Origin of the sequence: Pseudomonas sp. NFR02 (assembly GCF_900119375.1) — a bacterium.
Lineage (GTDB): Bacteria > Pseudomonadota > Gammaproteobacteria > Pseudomonadales > Pseudomonadaceae > Aquipseudomonas > Aquipseudomonas paracarnis.
This window is the reverse complement of record NZ_FPJJ01000003.1, coordinates 493812-513335: the sequence shown is the minus strand read 5'-3', so window position 1 is coordinate 513335 and position 19524 is coordinate 493812. Positions and strand designations below refer to the sequence as shown.

Below are 19524 nucleotides of genomic sequence, written 5' to 3'. Positions count from 1 at the left end.
CTTTTCGCTGTTTTAGCAGGGCAATCAGCACCCGGCCAGTCTGTTTTATTCACTGGACGGGAGCGGCCTTTTGTGGGGCTGGGTTTCGCGCTCAAGTAACTGGCGCTTGCGCTCTACGCCCCAGCGGTAGCCCGACAGCTCGCCATTGCTGCGCACCACGCGATGACAGGGAATCGCCACCGCCAGGTGGTTGGCACCACATGCCTGGGCCACGGCGCGAAAGGAGGAGGGGGCACCGATACGCTCGGCAATCTGCGCATAACTGGCGGTGCTGCCCGCCGGGATTTCGCGCAACGCCTGCCACACCCGTTCCTGAAAAGCTGTGCCGCGCAGGTCCAAGGGCAAATCCAGGCCCACGGCAGGGGCCTCGACAAAGCCGACGACCTGGGCCACCAGTTGTTCGAACCCCTGATCCGCGCCGATCAACTCAGCCTTGGGAAACTGGTCTTGCAGGTCGCGCACCAGTTTGTCCGGATCATCACCCAATAAAATCGCACACACGCCACGTTGGCTTTGCGCCACCAGAATCGCCCCCAGCGAGCACTGGCCAACGGCAAAGCGGATGGTGTTATTGGCGCCGCCGCCTTTGTAATCTCGCGGTTTCATGCCGAGCACTTGGTCGGCGGCTTCATAAAAGCGGCTATTGGAATTAAAGCCCGCGTCGTACAGGGTGTCTGTCACCGAATGCTGGCCCTTGAGGCCGTCGCGCACTCTGCGCGAACGCAGGGCGCTGGCGTAACCCTTGGGGGTCAACCCGGTGTTGGCTTTGAATACGCGGTGGAAGTGAAACGGACTCAGCCCGGCGGATCGGGCGAGCGCGTCCAGGCTAGGCGGGGTTTCGGCTTGTTCGATTTGCCGACAGGCCTCGGCCACCAATTGCCCATGGTGAGCGGCCAACTGGGTCTGGTCGCCGGCAGCGCGTTTGCTGGGACGATAACCTGCTGCCTCGGCCTGCGCCGGCGTATCAAAAAATTCGACATTTTCCGGGCGCGGTAAGCGTGAAGCGCTGCTGGGGCGACAATACACGCCGGTGGTTTTCACGCCGTAGACAAATAGCGCGTCAGCCTTGGCATCACGGGCAATAATGGCAGCCCAGCGCGGATCGTGTTCGTTGTTCATGGCCTGCACTCTTGACGGTTCAGGGGCAGATTAAGCCTGCCGCTCGCCATCGACACTCCGAAGCTTGCGGTCAAATTAACCGGCGGTGCGAAAGGTCAGGTTGATGCGCTGCGGGCCCATGACCGGATGCACGCCGTCCTTGATCGGCATCACGCCATGAAAGCGCAGGCGATCAACGCCGCCCCACACCACCACATCACCATGAAACAGCGAGACCTTTTGGGTTTTGTCGCTGCGCGAATGGCCACCGAACAGGAAAATCGCCGGCAGCCCCAGGGACACCGAGACCACGGGCGCGCTGTAGTTGCGCTCGTTCTTGTCCTGGTGCAGGGACATTTTCGCCCCCGGTACGTAACGGTTGATCAGGCAGGCATCGGGTAGAAAACCGCTGAAGCCGGCCTCGATTGCCGCTGTCACGGCCAGTTGGCGCAACGTCTCGGGCATGGCGGGCCAGGGCTGCTGGTTGCTCGGGTCGAGTGGGCTGTAGCGATAGCCGCCGGCGTCGGTGGTCCAGCCCAGCTCGCCGCAACTGCTCAGCGCCGCCGACATGGTAAAGCCGCCGGGGGTGACCATCTGCCGAAACGGTGATTGAGCCAGGACACGCCGCAGTTCAGGCAATAACCGCTCGATCCAGGGCAAGGCATAGCCCCTCAGTACATACGACTCTTCGCCAATTTGCTCGCGCCCGGCAGGCTGTTGCAGGGCCTCATCGGCAAACAAATCGGCGGTAGGGCCTGGCATGGCTTACAGCGCCTTGCTCACGTTGATGTCGGTGATTTCGTCGCTGGCATCATGAATTTTTGCCAAGGCTTGCTTGGCTTCTTCGACGCTGTTGTTTTGCAACTGGGCAAATTCAAAGCGGCGTTCGCCGTTGAGCTTGTACTTGATGACGTATTTGGTTGTGGTGGTCACAGCTTTTTTCCTGTCAGGTGTTCGGGTCAGCTCAGCTTGCTGCTGGTACGACGAACGATACGGATCTTGTGGGACAACGCAGGCTTGCGGGTCACGCTGATGGCGCGACGGGTCACCACATCCAGGGTGATGTTCCAGAAGCCGGTGCTGGGCGCGGTGATCTTGGCCGGGAATTTATCAAATGCGCCGCCGTGGTAGGTATGGCGGCCGCCATTTTTGAAGCTGCGAAAGTTCGCATCGCTCATCAGGCGAATATTGCAGGTCTGCGAGCATTCGATGACGACAATGTCTCCCTCGTTGAGGTGCTCACGCTGGTGGATGAATTTCATGGGGTGTCTCCAGAAGGGCTTTTTCTGAAAAATCAGAACGATACGTAGGTTAAGATGGAGTTTATCAGCCCCAGCGCGTTTATTATCGGGCCGTCGTCGACGACTTCGACAATTTAAAACAGTTATTTACCGAGTTATCACAGATAAATCCTACGTTGGTGGGAGAAAATTACCATCCCCGCTGTCGTAGGGTCTTTATCGGAGGTTTTTGTATGAAGTGGAGTGTGTTGGTGCTGGCCTTGGCAATAGGTGGGTGTGCTTCGGTTGCAGATATCAAGCAGACCCCGCCAACATTGGTGGTCATATCAGGGAAGAAGCCGCAGGAATATGCGGCGTGTGTGGTGCGCAAATTGGAGGCGACCCGTCGGCCGCCGCAGATCGAGCCCCATAAAGACGGCATTCAGGTGATCGTGCCGCAGAAGTTCTCGGCAGACCCGTCGGCGATCTTTGAAATCGAAGACCGCTCCAGCGGTAGCAGCATCAAGCTTTATGAAAGCATGTCCAATGTGCCGATCCGCCCGGGCGACGTGAAGAAGGCAGGGGAAGAGTGCATTTCCGGTTGAGCCACAGGCCCACCCCTCAAACCCGATAAAAAAAGCCATCACCCTGCAGGGACGGCCTGCATCCGTTAAACTGTCGGGCATTCACTACAAAGATGCTGCTCAAACCCTGGGTTTGAGCGGCATTTGTTTTTCTGGAAAGCCCGTTATGAAACGAGAACACGTCAAAGCCCGCCATGCCGAAGGGCAGATTTCGGCCACCCATGTCATCCAGAACCCCGCCGATCTGGGCGAGTGGATCGTGTTTTTCAAGAAGAGCGGCGGGCGCAGCTACTTCCTGGTGGACGAACAGGATGAGGTCGAATCATTTGCTCGCCTGGATGACTTGATCGAAACCCTGCGTGGCCTGGGGATCAAGTTTGCTGAAGTGCACCTGTAGCAGCGTTACTTGCAGACCACCACCACGCTACGGCCTTTGAAGTTGCCCACGTCCTGGCCCAGGGTCTTGTCGCTTTCCTTGAGCGCCGGCGTGCCATTGGTGCCGACGATGCGGTAACCGGTGCCGGCGCAGGATGCGTCCGCCTTTTCGTAGCAACTGGCCCATGAATTGGCCTCGCCCGAGCAATCGATGGTCAAGCCTTGTTCACCATTTTTCAGCAAGGTGTCGGAAGCGGTGGTGCAGCCGGCGAGTGCCAGTACTGCGGTCAGTGCCAGGATTTTTTTCATAAAGGTTCGTCATCGAGGGTATTGGAAGGGCGCGCTGACACTGTCGTGGCGTTGTTGAAGGTTATAGCGAACTGCCATCTAGGTACAGACAAACAAAAAAGCCCCGCTTAACGGGGCTTTAAAAGCGGTGCAACGAGGCTTACTTGGTTTTCGGCCGCTTGCTCGATGCATGGCCTGCCTCATCTACAAACACTTCGGCGACGGCGATCGCCATGCTTTCGGTCTCGAATACGCCGGCAACGCTGTCACCGTGAAAATTGATCAAGTGCCAGCCGTCCGCTCGCTTCGTGATCAGGTAGCCGTTTACACCTTTTGGTTCTGACATCTGTTGGCAATCTCGTGGTCTTGGTTCAAGGCGCCCATGATAGCGCCAAATGCCGGGGCGGGGCGCAAGTTGTTGCGGGTCAGTGCCAGGGGCGCAAAAGCGTGCTAAAACCAATGCAGCCCCTCTAAACAAGGGGCCAAGTCGGATTCTGGCCGACCGTTGGTGATGCGCTATGCAGCATCAGCGGAACTTACGCCGACATTTTTTCTCTATGATGACATTGCAACGCCAGCAGGACCCCATTGTAAGGTGACTGCGGCCTGATTAGACTGCGCCGAATTCCGTACGCACAGCCCTTTGTAAGGACTCATATGATCAAGAAATGCTTGTTCCCAGCAGCCGGTTACGGCACTCGCTTCTTGCCAGCGACCAAAGCCATGCCCAAAGAAATGCTGCCAGTGGTGAACAAGCCACTGATTCAGTACGGTGTGGAAGAGGCACTGGATGCCGGTTTGAACGAGATCTCCATCGTCACGGGTCGTGGTAAGCGCGCGCTGGAAGACCACTTCGACATCAGCTATGAGCTGGAAAACCAGATCAAGGGCACCGACAAGGAAAAATACCTGGTCGGTATCCGTAAACTACTCGACGAGTGCTCGTTCTCCTACACCCGTCAGACTCAGATGAAAGGCCTCGGCCACGCCATCCTCACCGGCCGCCCGCTGATCGGTGATGAACCCTTCGCCGTGGTCCTGGCGGACGACCTGTGCGTCAACCTGGAAGGCGACGGTGTGCTGACCCAGATGGTCAAGCTCTACCAGAAATACCGTTGCACCATCGTTGCGGTAATGGAAGTCAACCCAACCGAAACCAATAAGTACGGTGTTATCGCCGGCGACGATATTGGCGATGGCCTGATCCGCGTACGCGACATGGTCGAAAAACCAGCACCGGAAGACGCGCCATCGAACCTGGCGATCATCGGTCGTTACATCCTCACGCCGGACATCTTCAAGCTGATCGAAGAAACCGAGCCAGGCAAGGGCGGCGAGATCCAGATCACCGACGCTCTGCTCAAGCAAGCCAAAGACGGTTGCGTGATTGCCTACAAGTTCAAGGGCCAGCGTTTCGACTGCGGCGGCGCTGAGGGCTACATCGAAGCGACCAACTTCTGCTACGAGCATTTCTACAAGACGGGCAAGGCTTACTGATTCACGCTTGCCGGTACGTTTTAAGCGAAAGCCACCTTCGGGTGGCTTTTTCGTTTTTCAGCCCCATGTAAGTCGGTATGCTGGTGTCCTGCCGAGGAGAGTGAAATGGCCTACGATTTTGACCTGTATGTAATTGGCGCCGGTTCCGGCGGTGTTCGCGCGGCGCGTTTTGCCGCAGGTTTTGGCGCCAAGGTGGCGGTGGCCGAGAGCCGCTACCTGGGTGGCACCTGTGTGAACGTCGGCTGCGTGCCAAAGAAGCTGTTGGTGTACGGCGCGCATTTTGCCGAAGACTTTGAACAGGCCAGCGGCTTTGGCTGGTCCCTGGGTGAGGCGAACTTTGATTGGGCGACCCTGATCGCCAACAAGGATCGTGAGATCAACCGCCTCAACGGTATCTATCGCAACCTGTTGGTCAACAGCGGCGTGACCCTGCATGAAGGGCATGCACGCCTGGTCGATGCCCATCAGGTGGAGATCAACGGTGAGCGCTTCACTGCCAAGCACATCCTGATTGCCACCGGCGGCTGGCCGCAGATCCCTGAGATTCCAGGGCGCGAGCACGCCATTGGCTCCAATGAGGCATTCTTTCTTAAAGAGCTGCCCAAGCGCGTGCTGGTAGTGGGTGGTGGTTATATCGCCGTTGAGTTCGCCGGCATCTTCCACGGCTTGGGCGCCCAAACGTCATTGCTGTATCGCGGCGATCTGTTCTTGCGCGGCTTTGACGGTTCGGTGCGCAAACACCTGCAAGAAGAGCTGACCAAGCGCGGCCTGGACTTGCAGTTCAATGCCGACATTGAGCGCATCGACAAGCAGGCTGACGGCAGCCTCAAGGCCACTTTGAAGGATGGCCGCGTGCTGGAAGCCGATTGCGTGTTCTACGCCACTGGCCGCCGTCCGATGCTGGATAACCTGGGCCTGGAAAATACCGGGGTCAAACTGGACGAGCGCGGTTTCGTCGCGGTGGATGATCTCTACCAGACCGCCGAGCCGTCGATCCTGGCGATTGGCGATGTGATTGGTCGTGTGCAACTGACGCCGGTGGCCCTGGCTGAAGGCATGGCCGTGGCGCGGCGGTTGTTCAAGCCCGAGCAATACCGCCCGGTGGATTACGCCAATATCGCGACGGCGGTGTTCAGCCTGCCGAATATCGGCACAGTCGGCCTGACTGAAGAGGATGCACGCCAAAATGGCCACAACGTGCAGATCTTTGAAAGCCGGTTCCGGCCGATGAAGCTGACCCTGACCGATTGCCAGGAAAAGACCTTGATGAAGTTGGTGGTCGACGCCGACACCGACAAAGTGTTGGGTTGCCACATGGTCGGCCCGGATGCGGGTGAGATCGTGCAAGGGCTGGCGATCGCGCTCAAGGCGGGCGCGACCAAGCAGCATTTCGATGAAACCATCGGCGTGCATCCTACGGCGGCGGAAGAATTCGTCACCATGCGCACGCCTGTGGCGCCCTGATCAGCTTGGCTCTGCTGCCTCTGGCACCGTTGCAACGACGGTCGCCAGGCGCAGGGCTTCGATGCTTGCCTGGGCCTTGATCAGGTCCAGCTCAAGCGCCTTGTTGTGCTGCTGATATTCAAGCAGTGACGCTTGGCGCGATTGGCTGTCCAGCACGGCAACCCGTAGGCGCTCCTGGAGCAGGGTGCGCTCGCTGTCGATCTGGCTGAGCTGTTCCTTGAGTTTCAACTGTAGCGCCTGGTCCTGGCGAGCGTGCTCCTGCAGCGTATTCAATTCCTTGGTTGTCACTCGCTGCTCACTCAGCAGGCGCTCGTTGTCGCGATGCAGTTGCGTGATTTCGTCCTGGCGCACCAGAGCGCTTTGCTGGGCCTGACGCAATTCGGCCTGTACCTGTTGCAACTGGCCCTCATGGCGACGCTGTTCCTGTTCACGCTGCTCCTTGATGGCAGTGCGGTAATGCTCAAGCGCATCGCGGGCGTGCAGGTGTTTTTCTTCCAGTGAGCGAATCTGCTCGTCTTTGTCGTTGAGCCTTAGCTCGTAGTCGCTGCACGCCTGGCTCAGCCCGGCGTTACGGGTTTGCTCGGTCTGCAGGCTGGTGCTGGCGGTTTGCAGCGCCGCGCTTTCTTCAGCGAGGGCAGCGGCCTGGATATCAAATTGCTGTTTGAGTTGGGTGTGCGCTTCTTCCAGGGTTTCTAACTGGGCGAGCAGGGCGGCTTTTTGTTGCTCGAATTGCGCCAGGGCCAGGTCGATCGGCTCTTGGGCCTTCTCTTTCAGGCGTTGGGACAGGCGTGCGACCAGTTCACCAAGCTCATCGTCGATCGGCGCTTGGGTGATGGTCTGGCGCGTCTCACTTTCGTCCAGCTCTTTCAAATAGCGATGAATGGTGGTTTTCGAGCCGGTATTACCCATTTCGATACGCACCGCATCGATGCTGGGGTTTTCGCCACGGGCGAGGATCGCCAGGCGTGCCGTTTGCACTACTGCTTTGTTTATGCCGCCGCGAGCCATGGGGTCTCCGTCGATTTAGTACTGTGGTACATGGTATGTATATACATACTATAACATGATTAAAAACTCGTTGAAATTCATGATTTAACAGATGGGATATTGGCGTATTATCCCGTGTCATAAGCATTTTCATCAGCCATTCACCCGTCAGCGGTACGAAAAGACGCCTATGAGCGACCTGGACCGATATCTCAACGCTGCCACCCGCGACAACACGCGCCGCAGCTACCGCGCGGCCATCGAGCATTTCGAAGTCAGTTGGGGAGGGTTCCTGCCGGCCACCAGCGACAGCGTGGCGCGCTACCTCGTGGCGCATGCCGGGGTGTTGGCAGTCAACACCTTGAAACTGCGGCTCTCGGCCTTGGCGCAATGGCATACCAGCCAAGGGTTTGCCGACCCGACGAAGGCGCCGGTGGTACGCAAGGTGCTCAAGGGCATCCGCGCCGTGCACCCGACGCGGGAGCGGCAGGCCGAGCCTCTGCAGCTCACGCAGTTGGAGCAAGTAATCGCCGCCCTGGACATTGAAGCTAAACAGGCCAGCGAGCATCACGACCAGCCGCGCTTGCTACGGGCCAAGCGCGACGCTGCGCTGATTCTGCTGGGCTTCTGGCGCGGCTTTCGCAGTGATGAGCTGTGCCGATTAAGCATTGAGCACGTGCAGGCCGTGCCAGGCGCAGGCATTAGCCTGTACTTGCCACGCAGCAAAAGTGACCGGGACAACCTCGGCAAAACCTACCAGACCCCAGCGTTGCTCCGGCTGTGCCCGGTGCAGGCTTATAGCGAGTGGCTCAGCGCCTCGGCTTTGGTGCGCGGCCCGGTGTTTCGCGGCATCGACCGCTGGGGCAACCTGGGTGAGGAGGGCTTGCATCCCAACAGTGTGATCCCGTTATTGCGCCAGGCCCTTGAGCGCGCAGGCATCCCCGCCGATCAATACACCAGCCACTCCCTGCGTCGGGGCTTTGCCACTTGGGCGCATCGCAGTGGTTGGGATTTGAAGTCCCTGATGAGTTACGTCGGCTGGAACGACATGAAATCTGCGATGCGCTATGTTGAAGCGACGCCGTTTCTGGGCATGACCCTGGCAACCCAACCGCTGATTTGAGATTTTTTCTATTAATAGCGTCACCTGATAGAGAAACCCAATCGTCAGCATCAGGTTTGCCAATGAGCCATCGACCGAGAGAGCCGGTAGGATTCACCTCATCAACTTCTTAACCCCTGACGGAGAGTCAACGATGCCTATCATCAACAGCCAAGTAAAACCGTTTAAAGCCACCGCTTTCAAAAACGGCAGCTTCGTCGATGTGACCGACGCTGACCTGAAAGGCAAGTGGTCGGTTGTCTTCTTCTACCCAGCCGACTTCACCTTCGTTTGCCCAACCGAACTGGAAGACCTGGCTGACAACTATGCCGAATTCCAGAAGCTGGGCGTCGAAATCTACAGCGTTTCTACCGACACCCACTTTGCCCACGCTGCCTGGCACAACACGTCGCCAGCCATCGGCAAAATCCAGTACACCATGATTGGCGACCCAACCCTGACCATCTCCCGCAACTTCGACGTGCTGATCGAAGAGGCTGGCCTGGCAGACCGCGGCACCTTCGTGATCAACCCGGAAGGTCAGATCAAGATCGTTGAGCTGAACGACGGCGGTGTAGGTCGTGACGCTTCCGAGCTGCTGCGCAAGATCAAGGCCGCTCAGTACGTCGCTGCCCACCCGGGTGAAGTCTGCCCAGCCAAATGGAAAGAAGGCGAGGCCACGCTGGCGCCGTCTCTGGACCTGGTCGGCAAGATCTAAGTCTGTGAACGCGTATCAAGGGCGGGTATCCGCACTTAAGTAAGCTGCATCCGCCCTCAAAACGCCCGGGCGAGAGTCGCTCGGGCGTTTTTTTGTCTGCAATAAACCGAATGAACAGGAAATCGCCCGTATGTTGGACGCCAATCTTAAAGCTCAGTTGAAGTCATACCTGGAACGGGTCACCCAGCCGATCGAGATCATCGCCTCCCTCGACGACGGTGCGAAATCCCAGGAAATGCTTGCTCTTTTGCAGGACGTAACCAGCCTCTCAACGCTGATTACCCTGAACACCGATGGCAATGATGCGCGCAAGCCATCGTTCTCCATCAACCGCCCGGGTGCTGAGATCAGCTTGCGTTTCGCCGGCATCCCTATGGGCCATGAATTCACTTCGTTGGTGCTGGCCCTGTTGCAAGTGGGTGGCCACCCGTCGAAAGCCAGTGTCGAAGTAATTGAACAGATCCGCGCCCTCAAAGGCGAGTTCAGCTTCGAGACGTACTTCTCGCTGTCGTGCCAGAACTGCCCGGACGTGGTCCAGGCGCTGAATCTGATGGCCGTGCTGAACCCGAACATCCGCCACGTTGCGATTGATGGCGCGCTGTTCCAGGCTGAAGTCGATGAGCGCCAGATCATGGCGGTCCCGAGTGTCTACTTGAACGGAGTCAACTTTGGCCAGGGCCGCATGGGCCTCGAAGAAATCCTCGCCAAGCTCGACACCAGCGGTATCGAGAAAGCCGCGGAAAAAATCAGCGCCAAGGACGCCTTCGACGTCCTGGTGGTTGGCGGTGGCCCCGCCGGGTCCTCGGCTGCCATTTACGCGGCACGTAAAGGTATTCGTACCGGTGTGGCGGCTGAACGCTTTGGTGGCCAGGTACTGGACACCATGTCCATCGAGAATTTTATCTCGGTACAGGAAACCGAAGGGCCGAAACTGGCTAGTGCGCTGGAAGCCCATGTGCGTCAGTACGATGTGGACATCATGAACCTGCAACGCGCTAGCAGCCTGGTACCGGCGAAAAATGCCGGGGAGCTGCACGAAATTCGCTTCGAAAGCGGTGCGACCCTCAAGTCCAAGACCGTGATCCTGGCCACAGGCGCCCGCTGGAGAGAGATGGGTGTGCCCGGTGAGCAGGAATACAAAGCCCGCGGCGTGTGCTTCTGCCCGCACTGCGATGGCCCGCTGTTCAAAGGCAAGCGTGTGGCGGTGATCGGCGGCGGTAACTCCGGCGTGGAAGCGGCCATTGACCTGGCCGGTATCGTCAGCCATGTCACCTTGCTTGAGTTCGACAGCAAGCTGCGCGCCGACGCCGTGTTGCAACGCAAGCTCTACAGCCTGCCGAACGTGGATGTGATTACCAGTGCATTGACCAGTGAGGTCAAAGGCGATGGCCAGAAAGTCACCGGCCTTGCCTACAAGGACCGCGACAGCGGTGAGTTCAAGACCATCGACCTGGAAGGCATCTTCGTGCAGATTGGCTTGCTGCCCAACACCGACTGGCTCAAAGGCACGGTAGAGCTGTCGCCGCGCGGCGAGATCATTGTCGATGCCCGTGGCGAGACTTCACTGCCTGGCGTGTTCGCCGCCGGTGACGTAACCACCGTGCCGTACAAGCAGATCGTGATTGCAGTAGGCGAGGGCGCCAAGGCTTCGTTGAGCGCGTTCGATCACTTGATCCGCACCTCTGCTCCGGCGTAATCCTGGGCTGAAAATGAAAAACCCCATGAGCGATCATGGGGTTTTTCTCGTTCCCACGCCCGGCGCGGGATTCTCGTTCCCACGCTCCGCGGGGGAATGCATCCGGTGACGCTCCGCGTCACGCAGTGCTTATTACATCGGCGCCGGCTGGATGATCTCAACCCAATAGGCATCCGGGTCCTTGATGAACGCGAGGCTCTTCATGCGGCCATCCGTCAGGCGTTTCTGGAAATCACAGCCCAAGGCTTCGAAACGTTCGCACGCCGCCACAATGTCCGGCACCGAGATGCAGATATGGCCAAAGCCGCGTGGGTCGGTGTTGCCGTTGTGGTAGGCAAAGTCGGCATCGTTTTCGGTGCCGTGGTTGTGGGTCAGTTCGAGGATGCCCGGAATCGATTTCATCCATTGGGTACGCTCGGCGGCGTCGGCCGGGATCTGGGCCTTGTCCACCAGGGCCAGGAAGTACAGGCTGAATTCGGCTTCCGGGAAGTCACGTTTCTCGACCAGGGAGAAACCCAGGATGCGCGTGTAGAAGTCCAGCGACTTGGTGATGTCCTTGACCCGCAACATGGTGTGGTTGAACACGAAGTTTGCCGTAGCGTTGTCGGGTTGGGCAGTGACGCCCGGGAAAGTGTTCAATTCGTGCAGGCTCATGGGCCCTCCAGAAAAAATGTGAGATGAGCGGTCCATTGGCTTGCGGCCTGCCTCCATGCAGGCGGGCCATGATACGCAAGGCGCACCGGCTGCGCCAAATGAAAAAGCGCGCTAAACCCTTGCGGTCAGCGCGCGCCGGGCCGCACACTTTGCGGCTGGAACCTTGGGTGTTTTTTGCAATGATCGAGTTTCGTAGGCCGCTGTTGAGTGCTGTGTGCGTGTTGTTGGGCAGCTCGTTTGTGCTGGCAGCTGACCCGCAGGTCCATTGGCCCAGCGGTTGGCAGGTCGAAGAAGTCGTGCCTGACGGCGAACTCCCTGCCAAGCCCCAAGCAGTGTCCCGGCAGCGAGCGATCAAGAATGATGAAAATGGCGCCACGTTGATGGTGATGGAGTTGACCGGGACGCCGATTGAAACCGGCCATAAAGTTAATCTTCCCGGCGTGTTGCTGGAGATGCGCAAGTCGATCCAGAAAGACTTTGCCCGTGGCGGTTATCAAAGCGTGTGCAGCAAAATGCACCCCACGACATTGAGTCGGCTTGACGCGCTGGAAACTACCTGTGTGATTACCGAGAACGGTCGACACGTATTGTCGCAAACATTAGTCGGTGCGCTGGATGTCGATAAGGCCTATGTATTTTCATACGCGGGCCAGGCGCAAGCGTACGAGGCGAGCAAGGAGGAAATCAGTTCGGTGCGTAACAGTCTGAAACTTTGACCCGCTCAAGCTGAGTGAATGTGAACAATGTGAACGCTAAGTTAAATTCGATTCCGAACCGCTAGAGCAAAAAAAGCCCCGCGTATGCGGGGCTTTTTTTTAGTACATGTTTCAGCCGCGAAGCCAGGAATCTACAGTGGCAGCGCCGTACTGTTCTTTCCAGGCTTTAAGGCCGCGGTGGTTGCCACCTTTGGTCTCGATCAGCTCGCCGGTATGCGGGTTGTGGTAAACCTTGACCACCCGTGCGCGGCGCTGTTTTGGCGCGGCGGCGGCCGGTGCGCCGCCTTTGCGTGGCGCTGGGTCGAGGATAGCGATCACGTCGCGCAGGCTTTTGTCGTATTTGCCCATCAGCGTCTTGAGCTTTTCTTCGAATTCGATTTCTTTCTTCAAGCCAGCGTCATTCTTCAAAGATTCCAGCTGTGCAAGCTGCTCTTGAAGGGCTTTTTCTGCTGCGCGAAATTCGGCGAGTCTGGACAAAATCTGTACTCCAATAATGTAGTTGCGGATATCAACTGCAGACAAAGCTATAAGCCAAGAACGTTAAGCCACGTCAACGAAAAAGACCCTTCTGCGAGTTCTGCACAGGCAGAAAAAATTGTAGTAGTTAATTCATTCCGAGTAAATCATGTCTTTTAAAGAAAGACCAATCTTTCATCGTAGACCGCGCAAGGCTATTCAACGATCCCCAAGGATTTAATGAATTCATCGCAGGGTAATGGTCGGCCAAACAGGTAACCCTGTAGGAAATCCACGCCTTGGGCCACGAGGTATTCACACTGTTGGGCTGTTTCTACACCTTCGGCAACAATGCCTAGATCCAGCTTGACCGACAACTCTATGATGCTGTCGAGAATATGCCGCGACAGCGCATCTGCACCGATCATGGCGACAAAGCTTTGATCGATCTTCAAGTAGTCGACATTGAAATTGCGCAAATAGCCCAAGCTGGAGTGGCCGGTGCCGAAGTCATCAATGGCGATCATGACGCCCAGTTGATGCAGGGCCTCGAACAGCCGGCGGGTGGTCTCGGTGGGTTCGATCAGCTCCCGCTCAGTCAGCTCCAGCACCAGGGTGACCTGGCCGGGTGGGAACGCGGCCAGAAATTCCTGGCAGTCCTGCACCAGCGCCATGTCCTGGCAATGGCGTGCAGTGATGTTCACGCCGATATGAAAGCCGGGGCTGAAACGTGCGGCATGGGGCGCCAGTTGCGCGGCGGTCTGGCGCAGCAGGGCGCGGGTCATCGGCACGATCAGGCCAGAGTCTTCGGCCAGGGGGATAAACAGGTCCGGGCGCACCAGGCCTTCTTTGGGATGCCTCCAGCGCATCAGCACCTCACAGCCGGCCCATTGGCGTGTGTCACCCCGTACCACCGGTTGGAAATACGGGATGAACTCATTGGCGCCCAAGGCGCGTTGTAACTCGTGGGTTGGCGCGGACGAGCGTTTTTGCAGCCAGTGAGCGAGCAGCCCCGCCAATATGCCGAAAAACACCACCAGGCTGAACAGCGCCGGATACCGCGCCTGCATGTAGCGCCAGACTTCACCCTCGGGCATCCCGGCCTCGACACTGTAGCGATAGCGCTCGGAAGCCAGGCGTTGTGGGGCCACGGCAAATACCGGCAACGCGCCTTGATGCACCTTGCCGTCGGCCCCCAGCCAGTTCGGGCCGACTTGCAATACCAAGTACGCGTAACGGCTGATCAAGCGCAAGGCGTTGGTGAGGTGGTAACCGTCAACCGAGGCAAACGCGCCTTGATCGCCTTCCACCAGGCGGTACACCAGCAGGGCGGTATCGGGTGTAACGGGGTTACCTTTCATCAACCACAGGCGCCCATCCACATAGTCGTCCGGGTTGACGGGCGATTGGTAGCGACCGCCAAACAACGAGCTGCAATAGATGTTTTTCTGCCAGGACAGCGTCGTGGCCCGCACAAACGGCCGGCGCGTGACTTGTTCACGTAGCGCCAACTTGGCGCTGCTGTCACAAGGTTTACCGGCCAGCGGCAGCAAAGCCTGGGCAGCGATGGCGGTATTGTCGAGCATCAGGTCGAACTGGCGGACCGCTTCTTGAGCGGTTTGCGCCGTGCTTTGCTCAAGGGTGCGCTCGGCTTGCCAGTACAGAATCACAACCCCCAGCAAGATGGGCAACACGCCGCTGGTTGCACTGATGAAATAGCGTGCGGCTCGGCTTCGTGGGCCTTTGACAGTCAGGGGCATAGGGGCAGTCAGTCGCGAGAAAAAGAGTGAGATAAGCCGATGATAGATGGCATTACGCAGGCCTGCTCACTTGTTTCAAGCGGGTTGACCTCGCCGTTCGGTCAGTGGTGGCGGGTATCAGGCACCGCCCCCGCCCGAACCCGCAAAGTCCGTTGAAGTACAGAGTGTGGAGGGTGTCGCCGACGCTGCGTTTCACTACATTGGGTGACTATGTAGGGTGCGACGCATGAGAGGACGCTGCGCATAGCCAGGTCACTAAGTGAGCGAGGGGTACAACCCTTGCGCCAGCTCGATGAATGCCAGGGTAGCCGGGGAGGACTGTCGTCGATCCAGCACCGCCAGTCCGATCCGGCGTGGGACCTGCGGCGCCAATGGCAACGCCACATAACGCCAGTCGCTATGTTCCGGCAAGGAGGCCTGCGCAACCACACTCAAACCATCGCCCCGACTGACCGCCTCCAACGTACTGAGCAACTGCGCACAGCGGTACCGGACTTTGGGCTGCAATCGGGCTTGACTGAACAAGCGCATCACCAGCTCCGACGAGCCGGCTTCAGTCAGAATAAAGGGTTCATCGCAGAGCGCTTGCAGGGGCACGGCCTCAAGGGCGGCCAACCGGTGCCCGGCCGGTAGCAGCGCCACCAGTTGATCTTCCAGCAACGCGACCGTATCGAAGCGTTCCTGCTCCAGCACCACAAAACCGATATCCACCCGGCGCTCATCCAGCCACTGAACGACCTGGCGATCAGGCCCTTCATCCACATGCACTTCAATACCCGGATAAACCTGGCGAAAGCGCCTGAGGATAGGCGGCAACAACCGAACCGACGCCGTCGGCCCGAACGAGCCGATACGCAGCGTGCCACGCTTCATGCCGCGTGCATCCGCCGCTTCCTGCTGCAAGGTGTTGGCCAGCCCCAGCATGGCCCGGGCGCGTCCCAGCAATTGTGCGCCGATTTCGCTCAGTTCCACCGCCGTCTGATGGCGCCGAAACAACTCCACCCCCAGTTCCTGCTCCAAGGCCTTGATCGCGTGGGACACCGCCGACTGGCTGATACCCAGGCGATGCGCCGCACTGGTAAAACCTTGCAGTTCGGCCACCAGAGAAAAGATTTCCAGTTGGGTCAGGGTCATGAGTAAAGGCTCATTTTACGATGAGGAGTGATTAGCCAAAGAATACGCCCATTCGTCCCTCACCTGAGCACCGCCTTATGCGTCACGTCGCCGATGGCCTCACTTATCTGAAGCTTGCCGCTGTCACCATGATCTGGGGCGGCACCTTTGTCGCAGGGCGCTACCTGGCTGATCAGGTCCACCCGCTGCTGGCCGCCACTCTGCGCTTCACCTTGGCCAGCGCAGCATTGCTGCTGTTCATGGCCGCTTCGCGCACGGCCCTGGTGCGCCCCAGCACGCGCCAATGGGGCCAATTGGCGGTGTTGGGGTTCTTTGGGATTTTCTTTTACAACCTGTGCTTCTTTTATGGGCTGCAGTACACCAATGCGTCACGCGCCTCGTTGATTGTCGCGTTGAACCCGGCGGTGATCGGCCTGGCGTCCTGGTGGTTGTTCAAGGAGCGCCTGGGCCGCATCAAATGTATCGGTATCGCGTTGTGCCTGGCAGGCGCGGCGACCGTCATCATCAGTCGCAATCCCCAGGCATTGCAGGGCGCGACCATGGCCTGGGCCGGTGACCTGCTGATCCTCGGTTGCGTGGCGGGGTGGGGCGTTTACACGCTGTTCTCCCGTGGGCTCAATCAGAGCCTGGGGCCGTTGCAGACCGTGACCTGGTCGGTGCTGCTGGGCACGCTGATGCTAAGCGTTACGGCGCTGGTTTCACCCAGCGTGACCATGGCAGGGCTGCACGCTATTGATCTACCGCAACTGCTCAGCCTGATGTACCTGGGCGTGATGGGTTCGGCGCTGGCGTATATCGGCTATTACGATGGCATTCGTCGCATAGGCGCCACACGGTCCGGAGTGTTCATCGCGCTCAACCCATTGACGGCGGTCATTTGCGGCGCGGTGCTGCTGGACGAACCGCTGACGATGGCGATGTGGGTGGGGGGTGCGGTCATCCTGCTGGGCATCTACCTGTGTAACAAACCCCTTGCGCAGGGCAGGGTAATGGGGATTTGATAAGACTACGGACAAACCCGGTTACGCTGTGTAGAATCAGTTTACGCATACAAGAATATGGACTTGCGCTCACGCAAGCCTCGGCCGTCAGAGACTGATGACACCATGAAGCTACTTGGCTCCCCCCTCATCTTTGGTGACTTTCTCGCCCGCAGCGTGCGAGGCCTTTCTTGTGCGCCACCCTCCAGCCTCATCCTTGCTCGCAACTAAACAATTGCTACCTACAAGAATGATGAGGCACCGAACATGACCGACCAACATGCAAACCCAATGGGCCTGATGGGCTTTGAATTCATCGAATTCGCCTCGCCGACCCCGGGCACACTGGAGCCGATCTTCGAGATCATGGGCTTCACCAAAGTGGCCACCCACCGTTCCAAGAACGTGCACCTGTATCGCCAGGGCGAGATCAACCTGATCCTCAACAACGAACCCGACAGCCTCGCTTCCTACTTCGCGGCCGAGCACGGCCCGTCGGTGTGCGGCATGGCGTTCCGGGTCAAGGACTCGCAGCAGGCTTACAAGCGCGCCCTGGAACTGGGCGCCCAGCCGATCCACATCGACACCGGCCCGATGGAATTGAACCTGCCGGCGATCAAAGGCATTGGCGGTTCGCCGTTGTACCTGATCGACCGTTTCGGCGAAGGCAACTCGATCTACGACATCGACTTCGTCTACCTTGAAGGCGTTGACCGCCATCCGGTAGGCGCTGGCCTGAAGGTCATCGACCACCTGACCCACAACGTCTATCGCGGGCGCATGATCTATTGGGCCAATTTCTACGAGAAGCTGTTCAACTTCCGTGAAGCGCGTTATTTCGATATCAAGGGCGAGTACACCGGCCTGACCTCAAAGGCCATGAGCGCGCCGGACGGCCAGATCCGGATCCCGTTGAACGAAGAGTCGTCCAAGGGCGCCGGGCAGATCGAAGAGTTCCTGATGCAGTTCAATGGCGAGGGGATCCAGCACGTAGCGTTCCTCACCGACGACCTGATCAAGACCTGGGACGCGCTGAAGAAGATCGGCATGCGCTTTATGACCGCGCCGCCAGACACTTACTACGAAATGCTCGAAGGTCGCCTGCCGAACCATGGCGAGCCAGTGGATCAATTGCAATCGCGCGGTATCCTGCTGGATGGCTCGTCGGTTGCCGGTGACAAGCGCCTGCTGCTGCAGATCTTCTCGGAAACCCTGATGGGCCCGGTGTTCTTCGAATTCATCCAGCGTAAAGGCGACGATGGGTTTGGAGAGGGCAACTTCAAGGCGCTGTTCGAGTCGATCGAGCGCGACCAGGTGCGTCGTGGTGTGCTGACCGCCGATTGATCGACAGGCTAAAGCAAAACAGCCCGGTTTTTACCGGGCTGTTTTGTGCCTGATGCAGCGTGTTGCAAATGGCCTGTGGTTTATTGGGAACAGACGTTTCTTGAAATATCACTCAGAGGGTAGGGCGCAGACAATTTCTGCGTATCCAATATCAAGAGGCCCTCTTATGAATGTGAATTCTCCTCCCCTTCAACGCCCGATTGGCCCATCTACATCAACCGAGCAGATAGGGCCTGTGCGCAATGCTCGTTCAGCCGGTAATGCAGACCCGGTCGATCAGGCGCGTAAAAAGTTTCTCGATGACAGTGAAACCGAGTATGTGGGCAACACACTCACGGCCAAAGCGTATCAACTGACGGAGGCCGCGCTGTCGCCCAACAAACCGGGAAGTCCAGGGGTGCAGGTCTCGACATTTGCCGTTGATGGTGTTCAGTCCAACGACATGATAATGATCAAGCGGGTGCCGCCTACAGAAGAGGGGCCTAATTTCGTCCTGTACATGCCGGAAGACGACGTGACCTCGTTTCATGAGTTCGATAATGCGCAGGAGATGACGGACTGGCTCAAAAACGTGGCCAATGATCCGATTGAGCGCAAGCGATTTACGAAGCATTTTGCCAATGATCAAGCGCCCAAGCAGGAGGAGCGGGTCAACCAGAAATTTGGCATGTTCGCTGATGGCGATAGCAATGCAGTGGTGGGAAGTTTTGGTTATGAGAAGGGGGATATCTTCGAGCGTTTAAACAAGGACACTTCGATCCCTCCGGTTCAGGTCGACGGGCTGGTGCGAACACAGCTCTATAAACTGGAACCTGATGGCAAGGCGTTTTATGTCGGATATCGGCCAGATGGAGAAGCCATCGTCTATAGTTACGACGCTTATGGAAACTTGTACGGCGAGGGACAAAAAAAGGACGCCAAGAAGCGCAGATTTTATTTCGTTCAAAATGGGTTGAACGAAAACAAACCGCTTGAACCCATGACGTTCAATGCGTTCCGCAAAAAAATAGCCCGTGTTTCCTTGGACAATGTGGATGCCAATAATCTAAACGGTCTTTACGACAAATTCCTGAAGCAACTCAGAAGTCCTGGGCATGGCCTCGCCACCGCGTTGAAAGCGCTGGGTGTTCCTGAAGACATAGCCCACTCCATCGAAACCATCGCGAAAGACCCCGTCAAAGGAACGTTGCTTGAATTGAACCGCGACAACCGTATCGGCAAGCTGTTTGGTGTCGATCAGCAAGAGATGGATGCCAAGCTGGAAAGCGCAGGCAACCAAGCTCAAAACAACATCCCCTATTACGGTAAGTGGCGAGAGAGGTTGGAAAATACCGCCACCGTCATTGAACAAGTTGCCGGCACACCTGATGTGCCGACAACCGAAGTCAGGACCTGACTCAATCGACAGAGGGGTACGGACGCCCCCACAGCCGACATCCACTCTCAGCCTC

General features: G+C 58.0%; 22 protein-coding genes. 11 read left to right on the top strand and 11 right to left on the bottom strand.

Features of this window, described 5'->3' with window-relative positions:
* Positions 1-45: 45 nt before the first annotated feature.
* The 4 genes from ada to BT199_RS12645 all read right to left on the bottom strand — a co-directional run bounded on the left by ada (position 46) and on the right by BT199_RS12645 (position 2360).
* Entirely contained in the window at positions 46-1119 is a 1074-nt protein-coding gene (ada, locus tag BT199_RS12655) for a bifunctional DNA-binding transcriptional regulator/O6-methylguanine-DNA methyltransferase Ada (protein WP_060767800.1), read from the bottom strand.
* A gap of 75 nt (positions 1120-1194) precedes the next feature.
* Positions 1195-1860 (bottom strand): DNA oxidative demethylase AlkB, encoded by a 666-nt coding sequence (alkB, locus tag BT199_RS12650; protein WP_072434592.1) that lies wholly within the window; start codon positions 1858-1860, stop codon positions 1195-1197.
* 3 nt (positions 1861-1863) lie between these two features.
* Positions 1864-2031: a hypothetical protein gene (locus tag BT199_RS27250; RefSeq protein WP_014718516.1), complete on the bottom strand. Its 168-nt coding sequence runs from the start codon at positions 2029-2031 to the stop codon at positions 1864-1866.
* 26 nt (positions 2032-2057) lie between these two features.
* Positions 2058-2360: a DUF1883 domain-containing protein gene (locus BT199_RS12645; RefSeq protein WP_003191319.1), complete on the bottom strand. Its 303-nt coding sequence runs from the start codon at positions 2358-2360 to the stop codon at positions 2058-2060.
* Positions 2361-2572: 212 nt separating this feature from the next.
* On the opposite strand from BT199_RS12645, the gene BT199_RS12640 reads away from it, so the two are divergent.
* Together BT199_RS12640 and BT199_RS12635 are read left to right on the top strand one after the other, a co-directional pair.
* On the top strand, positions 2573-2923 hold the full coding sequence (locus BT199_RS12640) for a hypothetical protein (protein WP_003191317.1): 351 nt from the start codon (positions 2573-2575) through the stop codon (positions 2921-2923).
* Between the two features lie 145 nt (positions 2924-3068).
* Entirely contained in the window at positions 3069-3299 is a 231-nt protein-coding gene (locus BT199_RS12635; protein ID WP_003191314.1) for a hypothetical protein, read from the top strand.
* 5 nt (positions 3300-3304) lie between these two features.
* Here the strand turns inward: BT199_RS12635 and BT199_RS12630 are convergent, their stop codons facing one another.
* Together BT199_RS12630 and BT199_RS12625 are read right to left on the bottom strand one after the other, a co-directional pair.
* A complete protein-coding gene (locus BT199_RS12630) occupies positions 3305-3586 on the bottom strand; it encodes a hypothetical protein (RefSeq protein ID WP_003191312.1) in 282 nt (93 codons plus the stop codon).
* Positions 3587-3725: 139 nt separating this feature from the next.
* A complete protein-coding gene (locus tag BT199_RS12625; protein WP_003191311.1) occupies positions 3726-3911 on the bottom strand; it encodes a hypothetical protein in 186 nt (61 codons plus the stop codon).
* 311 nt (positions 3912-4222) lie between these two features.
* On the opposite strand from BT199_RS12625, the gene galU reads away from it, so the two are divergent.
* Together galU and gorA are read left to right on the top strand one after the other, a co-directional pair.
* The gene (gene galU, locus BT199_RS12620; protein WP_003173830.1) at positions 4223-5062 is read left to right on the top strand and encodes a UTP--glucose-1-phosphate uridylyltransferase GalU; all 840 of its coding nucleotides are present in this window, start codon (positions 4223-4225) and stop codon (positions 5060-5062) included.
* 105 nt (positions 5063-5167) lie between these two features.
* Positions 5168-6526 carry a glutathione-disulfide reductase gene (gene gorA / locus BT199_RS12615; protein ID WP_072434591.1) on the top strand — a complete coding sequence of 453 codons (1359 nt, stop codon included), beginning with the start codon at positions 5168-5170 and terminating at the stop codon, positions 6524-6526.
* Here the strand turns inward: gorA and BT199_RS12610 are convergent, their stop codons facing one another.
* Complete coding sequence (locus BT199_RS12610) at positions 6527-7534, bottom strand: DNA-binding protein (protein WP_072434590.1); 1008 nt, start codon at positions 7532-7534, stop codon at positions 6527-6529.
* A 169-nt stretch (positions 7535-7703) separates the two neighbouring features.
* On the opposite strand from BT199_RS12610, the gene BT199_RS12605 reads away from it, so the two are divergent.
* The 3 genes from BT199_RS12605 (at position 7704) to ahpF (ending at position 11029) form a co-directional block, all read left to right on the top strand.
* Positions 7704-8636, top strand: a complete 933-nt coding sequence (locus BT199_RS12605; protein WP_072434589.1) for a site-specific integrase — start codon at positions 7704-7706, stop codon at positions 8634-8636.
* Between the two features lie 133 nt (positions 8637-8769).
* Positions 8770-9333, top strand: a complete 564-nt coding sequence (gene ahpC, locus BT199_RS12600) for an alkyl hydroperoxide reductase subunit C (RefSeq protein ID WP_003191303.1) — start codon at positions 8770-8772, stop codon at positions 9331-9333.
* Positions 9334-9463: 130 nt separating this feature from the next.
* Entirely contained in the window at positions 9464-11029 is a 1566-nt protein-coding gene (gene ahpF, locus BT199_RS12595; RefSeq protein WP_020302758.1) for an alkyl hydroperoxide reductase subunit F, read from the top strand.
* Between the two features lie 132 nt (positions 11030-11161).
* On the opposite strand, the gene gloA is transcribed toward ahpF, so the two are convergent.
* A complete protein-coding gene (gene gloA, locus BT199_RS12590; protein WP_003191301.1) occupies positions 11162-11683 on the bottom strand; it encodes a lactoylglutathione lyase in 522 nt (173 codons plus the stop codon).
* 179 nt (positions 11684-11862) lie between these two features.
* Here gloA and BT199_RS12585 point away from each other — a divergent pair, with 179 nt between their 5' ends.
* A complete protein-coding gene (locus tag BT199_RS12585) occupies positions 11863-12399 on the top strand; it encodes a DUF4946 domain-containing protein (protein ID WP_072434676.1) in 537 nt (178 codons plus the stop codon).
* Positions 12400-12510: 111 nt separating this feature from the next.
* Here BT199_RS12585 and BT199_RS12580 read toward each other — a convergent pair whose 3' ends face one another.
* The 3 genes from BT199_RS12580 to BT199_RS12570 all read right to left on the bottom strand — a co-directional run bounded on the left by BT199_RS12580 (position 12511) and on the right by BT199_RS12570 (position 15749).
* Positions 12511-12876 carry a histone-like nucleoid-structuring protein, MvaT/MvaU family gene (locus tag BT199_RS12580; protein ID WP_014718508.1) on the bottom strand — a complete coding sequence of 122 codons (366 nt, stop codon included), beginning with the start codon at positions 12874-12876 and terminating at the stop codon, positions 12511-12513.
* A 194-nt stretch (positions 12877-13070) separates the two neighbouring features.
* On the bottom strand, positions 13071-14615 hold the full coding sequence (locus BT199_RS12575; protein WP_072434588.1) for an EAL domain-containing protein: 1545 nt from the start codon (positions 14613-14615) through the stop codon (positions 13071-13073).
* A 255-nt stretch (positions 14616-14870) separates the two neighbouring features.
* Positions 14871-15749 carry a LysR family transcriptional regulator gene (locus tag BT199_RS12570; RefSeq protein WP_072434587.1) on the bottom strand — a complete coding sequence of 293 codons (879 nt, stop codon included), beginning with the start codon at positions 15747-15749 and terminating at the stop codon, positions 14871-14873.
* A gap of 77 nt (positions 15750-15826) precedes the next feature.
* Here BT199_RS12570 and BT199_RS12565 point away from each other — a divergent pair, with 77 nt between their 5' ends.
* From BT199_RS12565 to BT199_RS12555, 3 genes are all read left to right on the top strand, one after another.
* Positions 15827-16750, top strand: coding sequence for a DMT family transporter (locus BT199_RS12565; RefSeq protein WP_038450190.1), 924 nt, complete (start codon positions 15827-15829; stop codon positions 16748-16750).
* A 246-nt stretch (positions 16751-16996) separates the two neighbouring features.
* On the top strand, positions 16997-18073 hold the full coding sequence (hppD, locus tag BT199_RS12560; RefSeq protein ID WP_014718504.1) for a 4-hydroxyphenylpyruvate dioxygenase: 1077 nt from the start codon (positions 16997-16999) through the stop codon (positions 18071-18073).
* 235 nt (positions 18074-18308) lie between these two features.
* Positions 18309-19469 carry a dermonecrotic toxin domain-containing protein gene (locus BT199_RS12555; protein WP_072434675.1) on the top strand — a complete coding sequence of 387 codons (1161 nt, stop codon included), beginning with the start codon at positions 18309-18311 and terminating at the stop codon, positions 19467-19469.
* Positions 19470-19524: the final 55 nt, after the last annotated feature.

Coding starts and splice junctions, on each gene's coding strand:
- ada (WP_060767800.1), bottom strand. CDS start 1,119: ATGAACAACGAACACGATCCGCGCTGGGCTGCCATTATTGCCCGTGAT.
- alkB (WP_072434592.1), bottom strand. CDS start 1,860: ATGCCAGGCCCTACCGCCGATTTGTTTGCCGATGAGGCCCTGCAACAG.
- BT199_RS12645 (WP_003191319.1), bottom strand. CDS start 2,360: ATGAAATTCATCCACCAGCGTGAGCACCTCAACGAGGGAGACATTGTC.
- BT199_RS12640 (WP_003191317.1), top strand. CDS start 2,573: ATGAAGTGGAGTGTGTTGGTGCTGGCCTTGGCAATAGGTGGGTGTGCT.
- BT199_RS12635 (WP_003191314.1), top strand. CDS start 3,069: ATGAAACGAGAACACGTCAAAGCCCGCCATGCCGAAGGGCAGATTTCG.
- BT199_RS12630 (WP_003191312.1), bottom strand. CDS start 3,586: ATGAAAAAAATCCTGGCACTGACCGCAGTACTGGCACTCGCCGGCTGC.
- BT199_RS12625 (WP_003191311.1), bottom strand. CDS start 3,911: ATGTCAGAACCAAAAGGTGTAAACGGCTACCTGATCACGAAGCGAGCG.
- galU (WP_003173830.1), top strand. CDS start 4,223: ATGATCAAGAAATGCTTGTTCCCAGCAGCCGGTTACGGCACTCGCTTC.
- gorA (WP_072434591.1), top strand. CDS start 5,168: ATGGCCTACGATTTTGACCTGTATGTAATTGGCGCCGGTTCCGGCGGT.
- BT199_RS12610 (WP_072434590.1), bottom strand. CDS start 7,534: ATGGCTCGCGGCGGCATAAACAAAGCAGTAGTGCAAACGGCACGCCTG.
- BT199_RS12605 (WP_072434589.1), top strand. CDS start 7,704: ATGAGCGACCTGGACCGATATCTCAACGCTGCCACCCGCGACAACACG.
- ahpC (WP_003191303.1), top strand. CDS start 8,770: ATGCCTATCATCAACAGCCAAGTAAAACCGTTTAAAGCCACCGCTTTC.
- ahpF (WP_020302758.1), top strand. CDS start 9,464: ATGTTGGACGCCAATCTTAAAGCTCAGTTGAAGTCATACCTGGAACGG.
- gloA (WP_003191301.1), bottom strand. CDS start 11,683: ATGAGCCTGCACGAATTGAACACTTTCCCGGGCGTCACTGCCCAACCC.
- BT199_RS12585 (WP_072434676.1), top strand. CDS start 11,863: ATGATCGAGTTTCGTAGGCCGCTGTTGAGTGCTGTGTGCGTGTTGTTG.
- BT199_RS12575 (WP_072434588.1), bottom strand. CDS start 14,615: ATGCCCCTGACTGTCAAAGGCCCACGAAGCCGAGCCGCACGCTATTTC.
- BT199_RS12570 (WP_072434587.1), bottom strand. CDS start 15,749: ATGACCCTGACCCAACTGGAAATCTTTTCTCTGGTGGCCGAACTGCAA.
- BT199_RS12565 (WP_038450190.1), top strand. CDS start 15,827: ATGCGTCACGTCGCCGATGGCCTCACTTATCTGAAGCTTGCCGCTGTC.
- hppD (WP_014718504.1), top strand. CDS start 16,997: ATGACCGACCAACATGCAAACCCAATGGGCCTGATGGGCTTTGAATTC.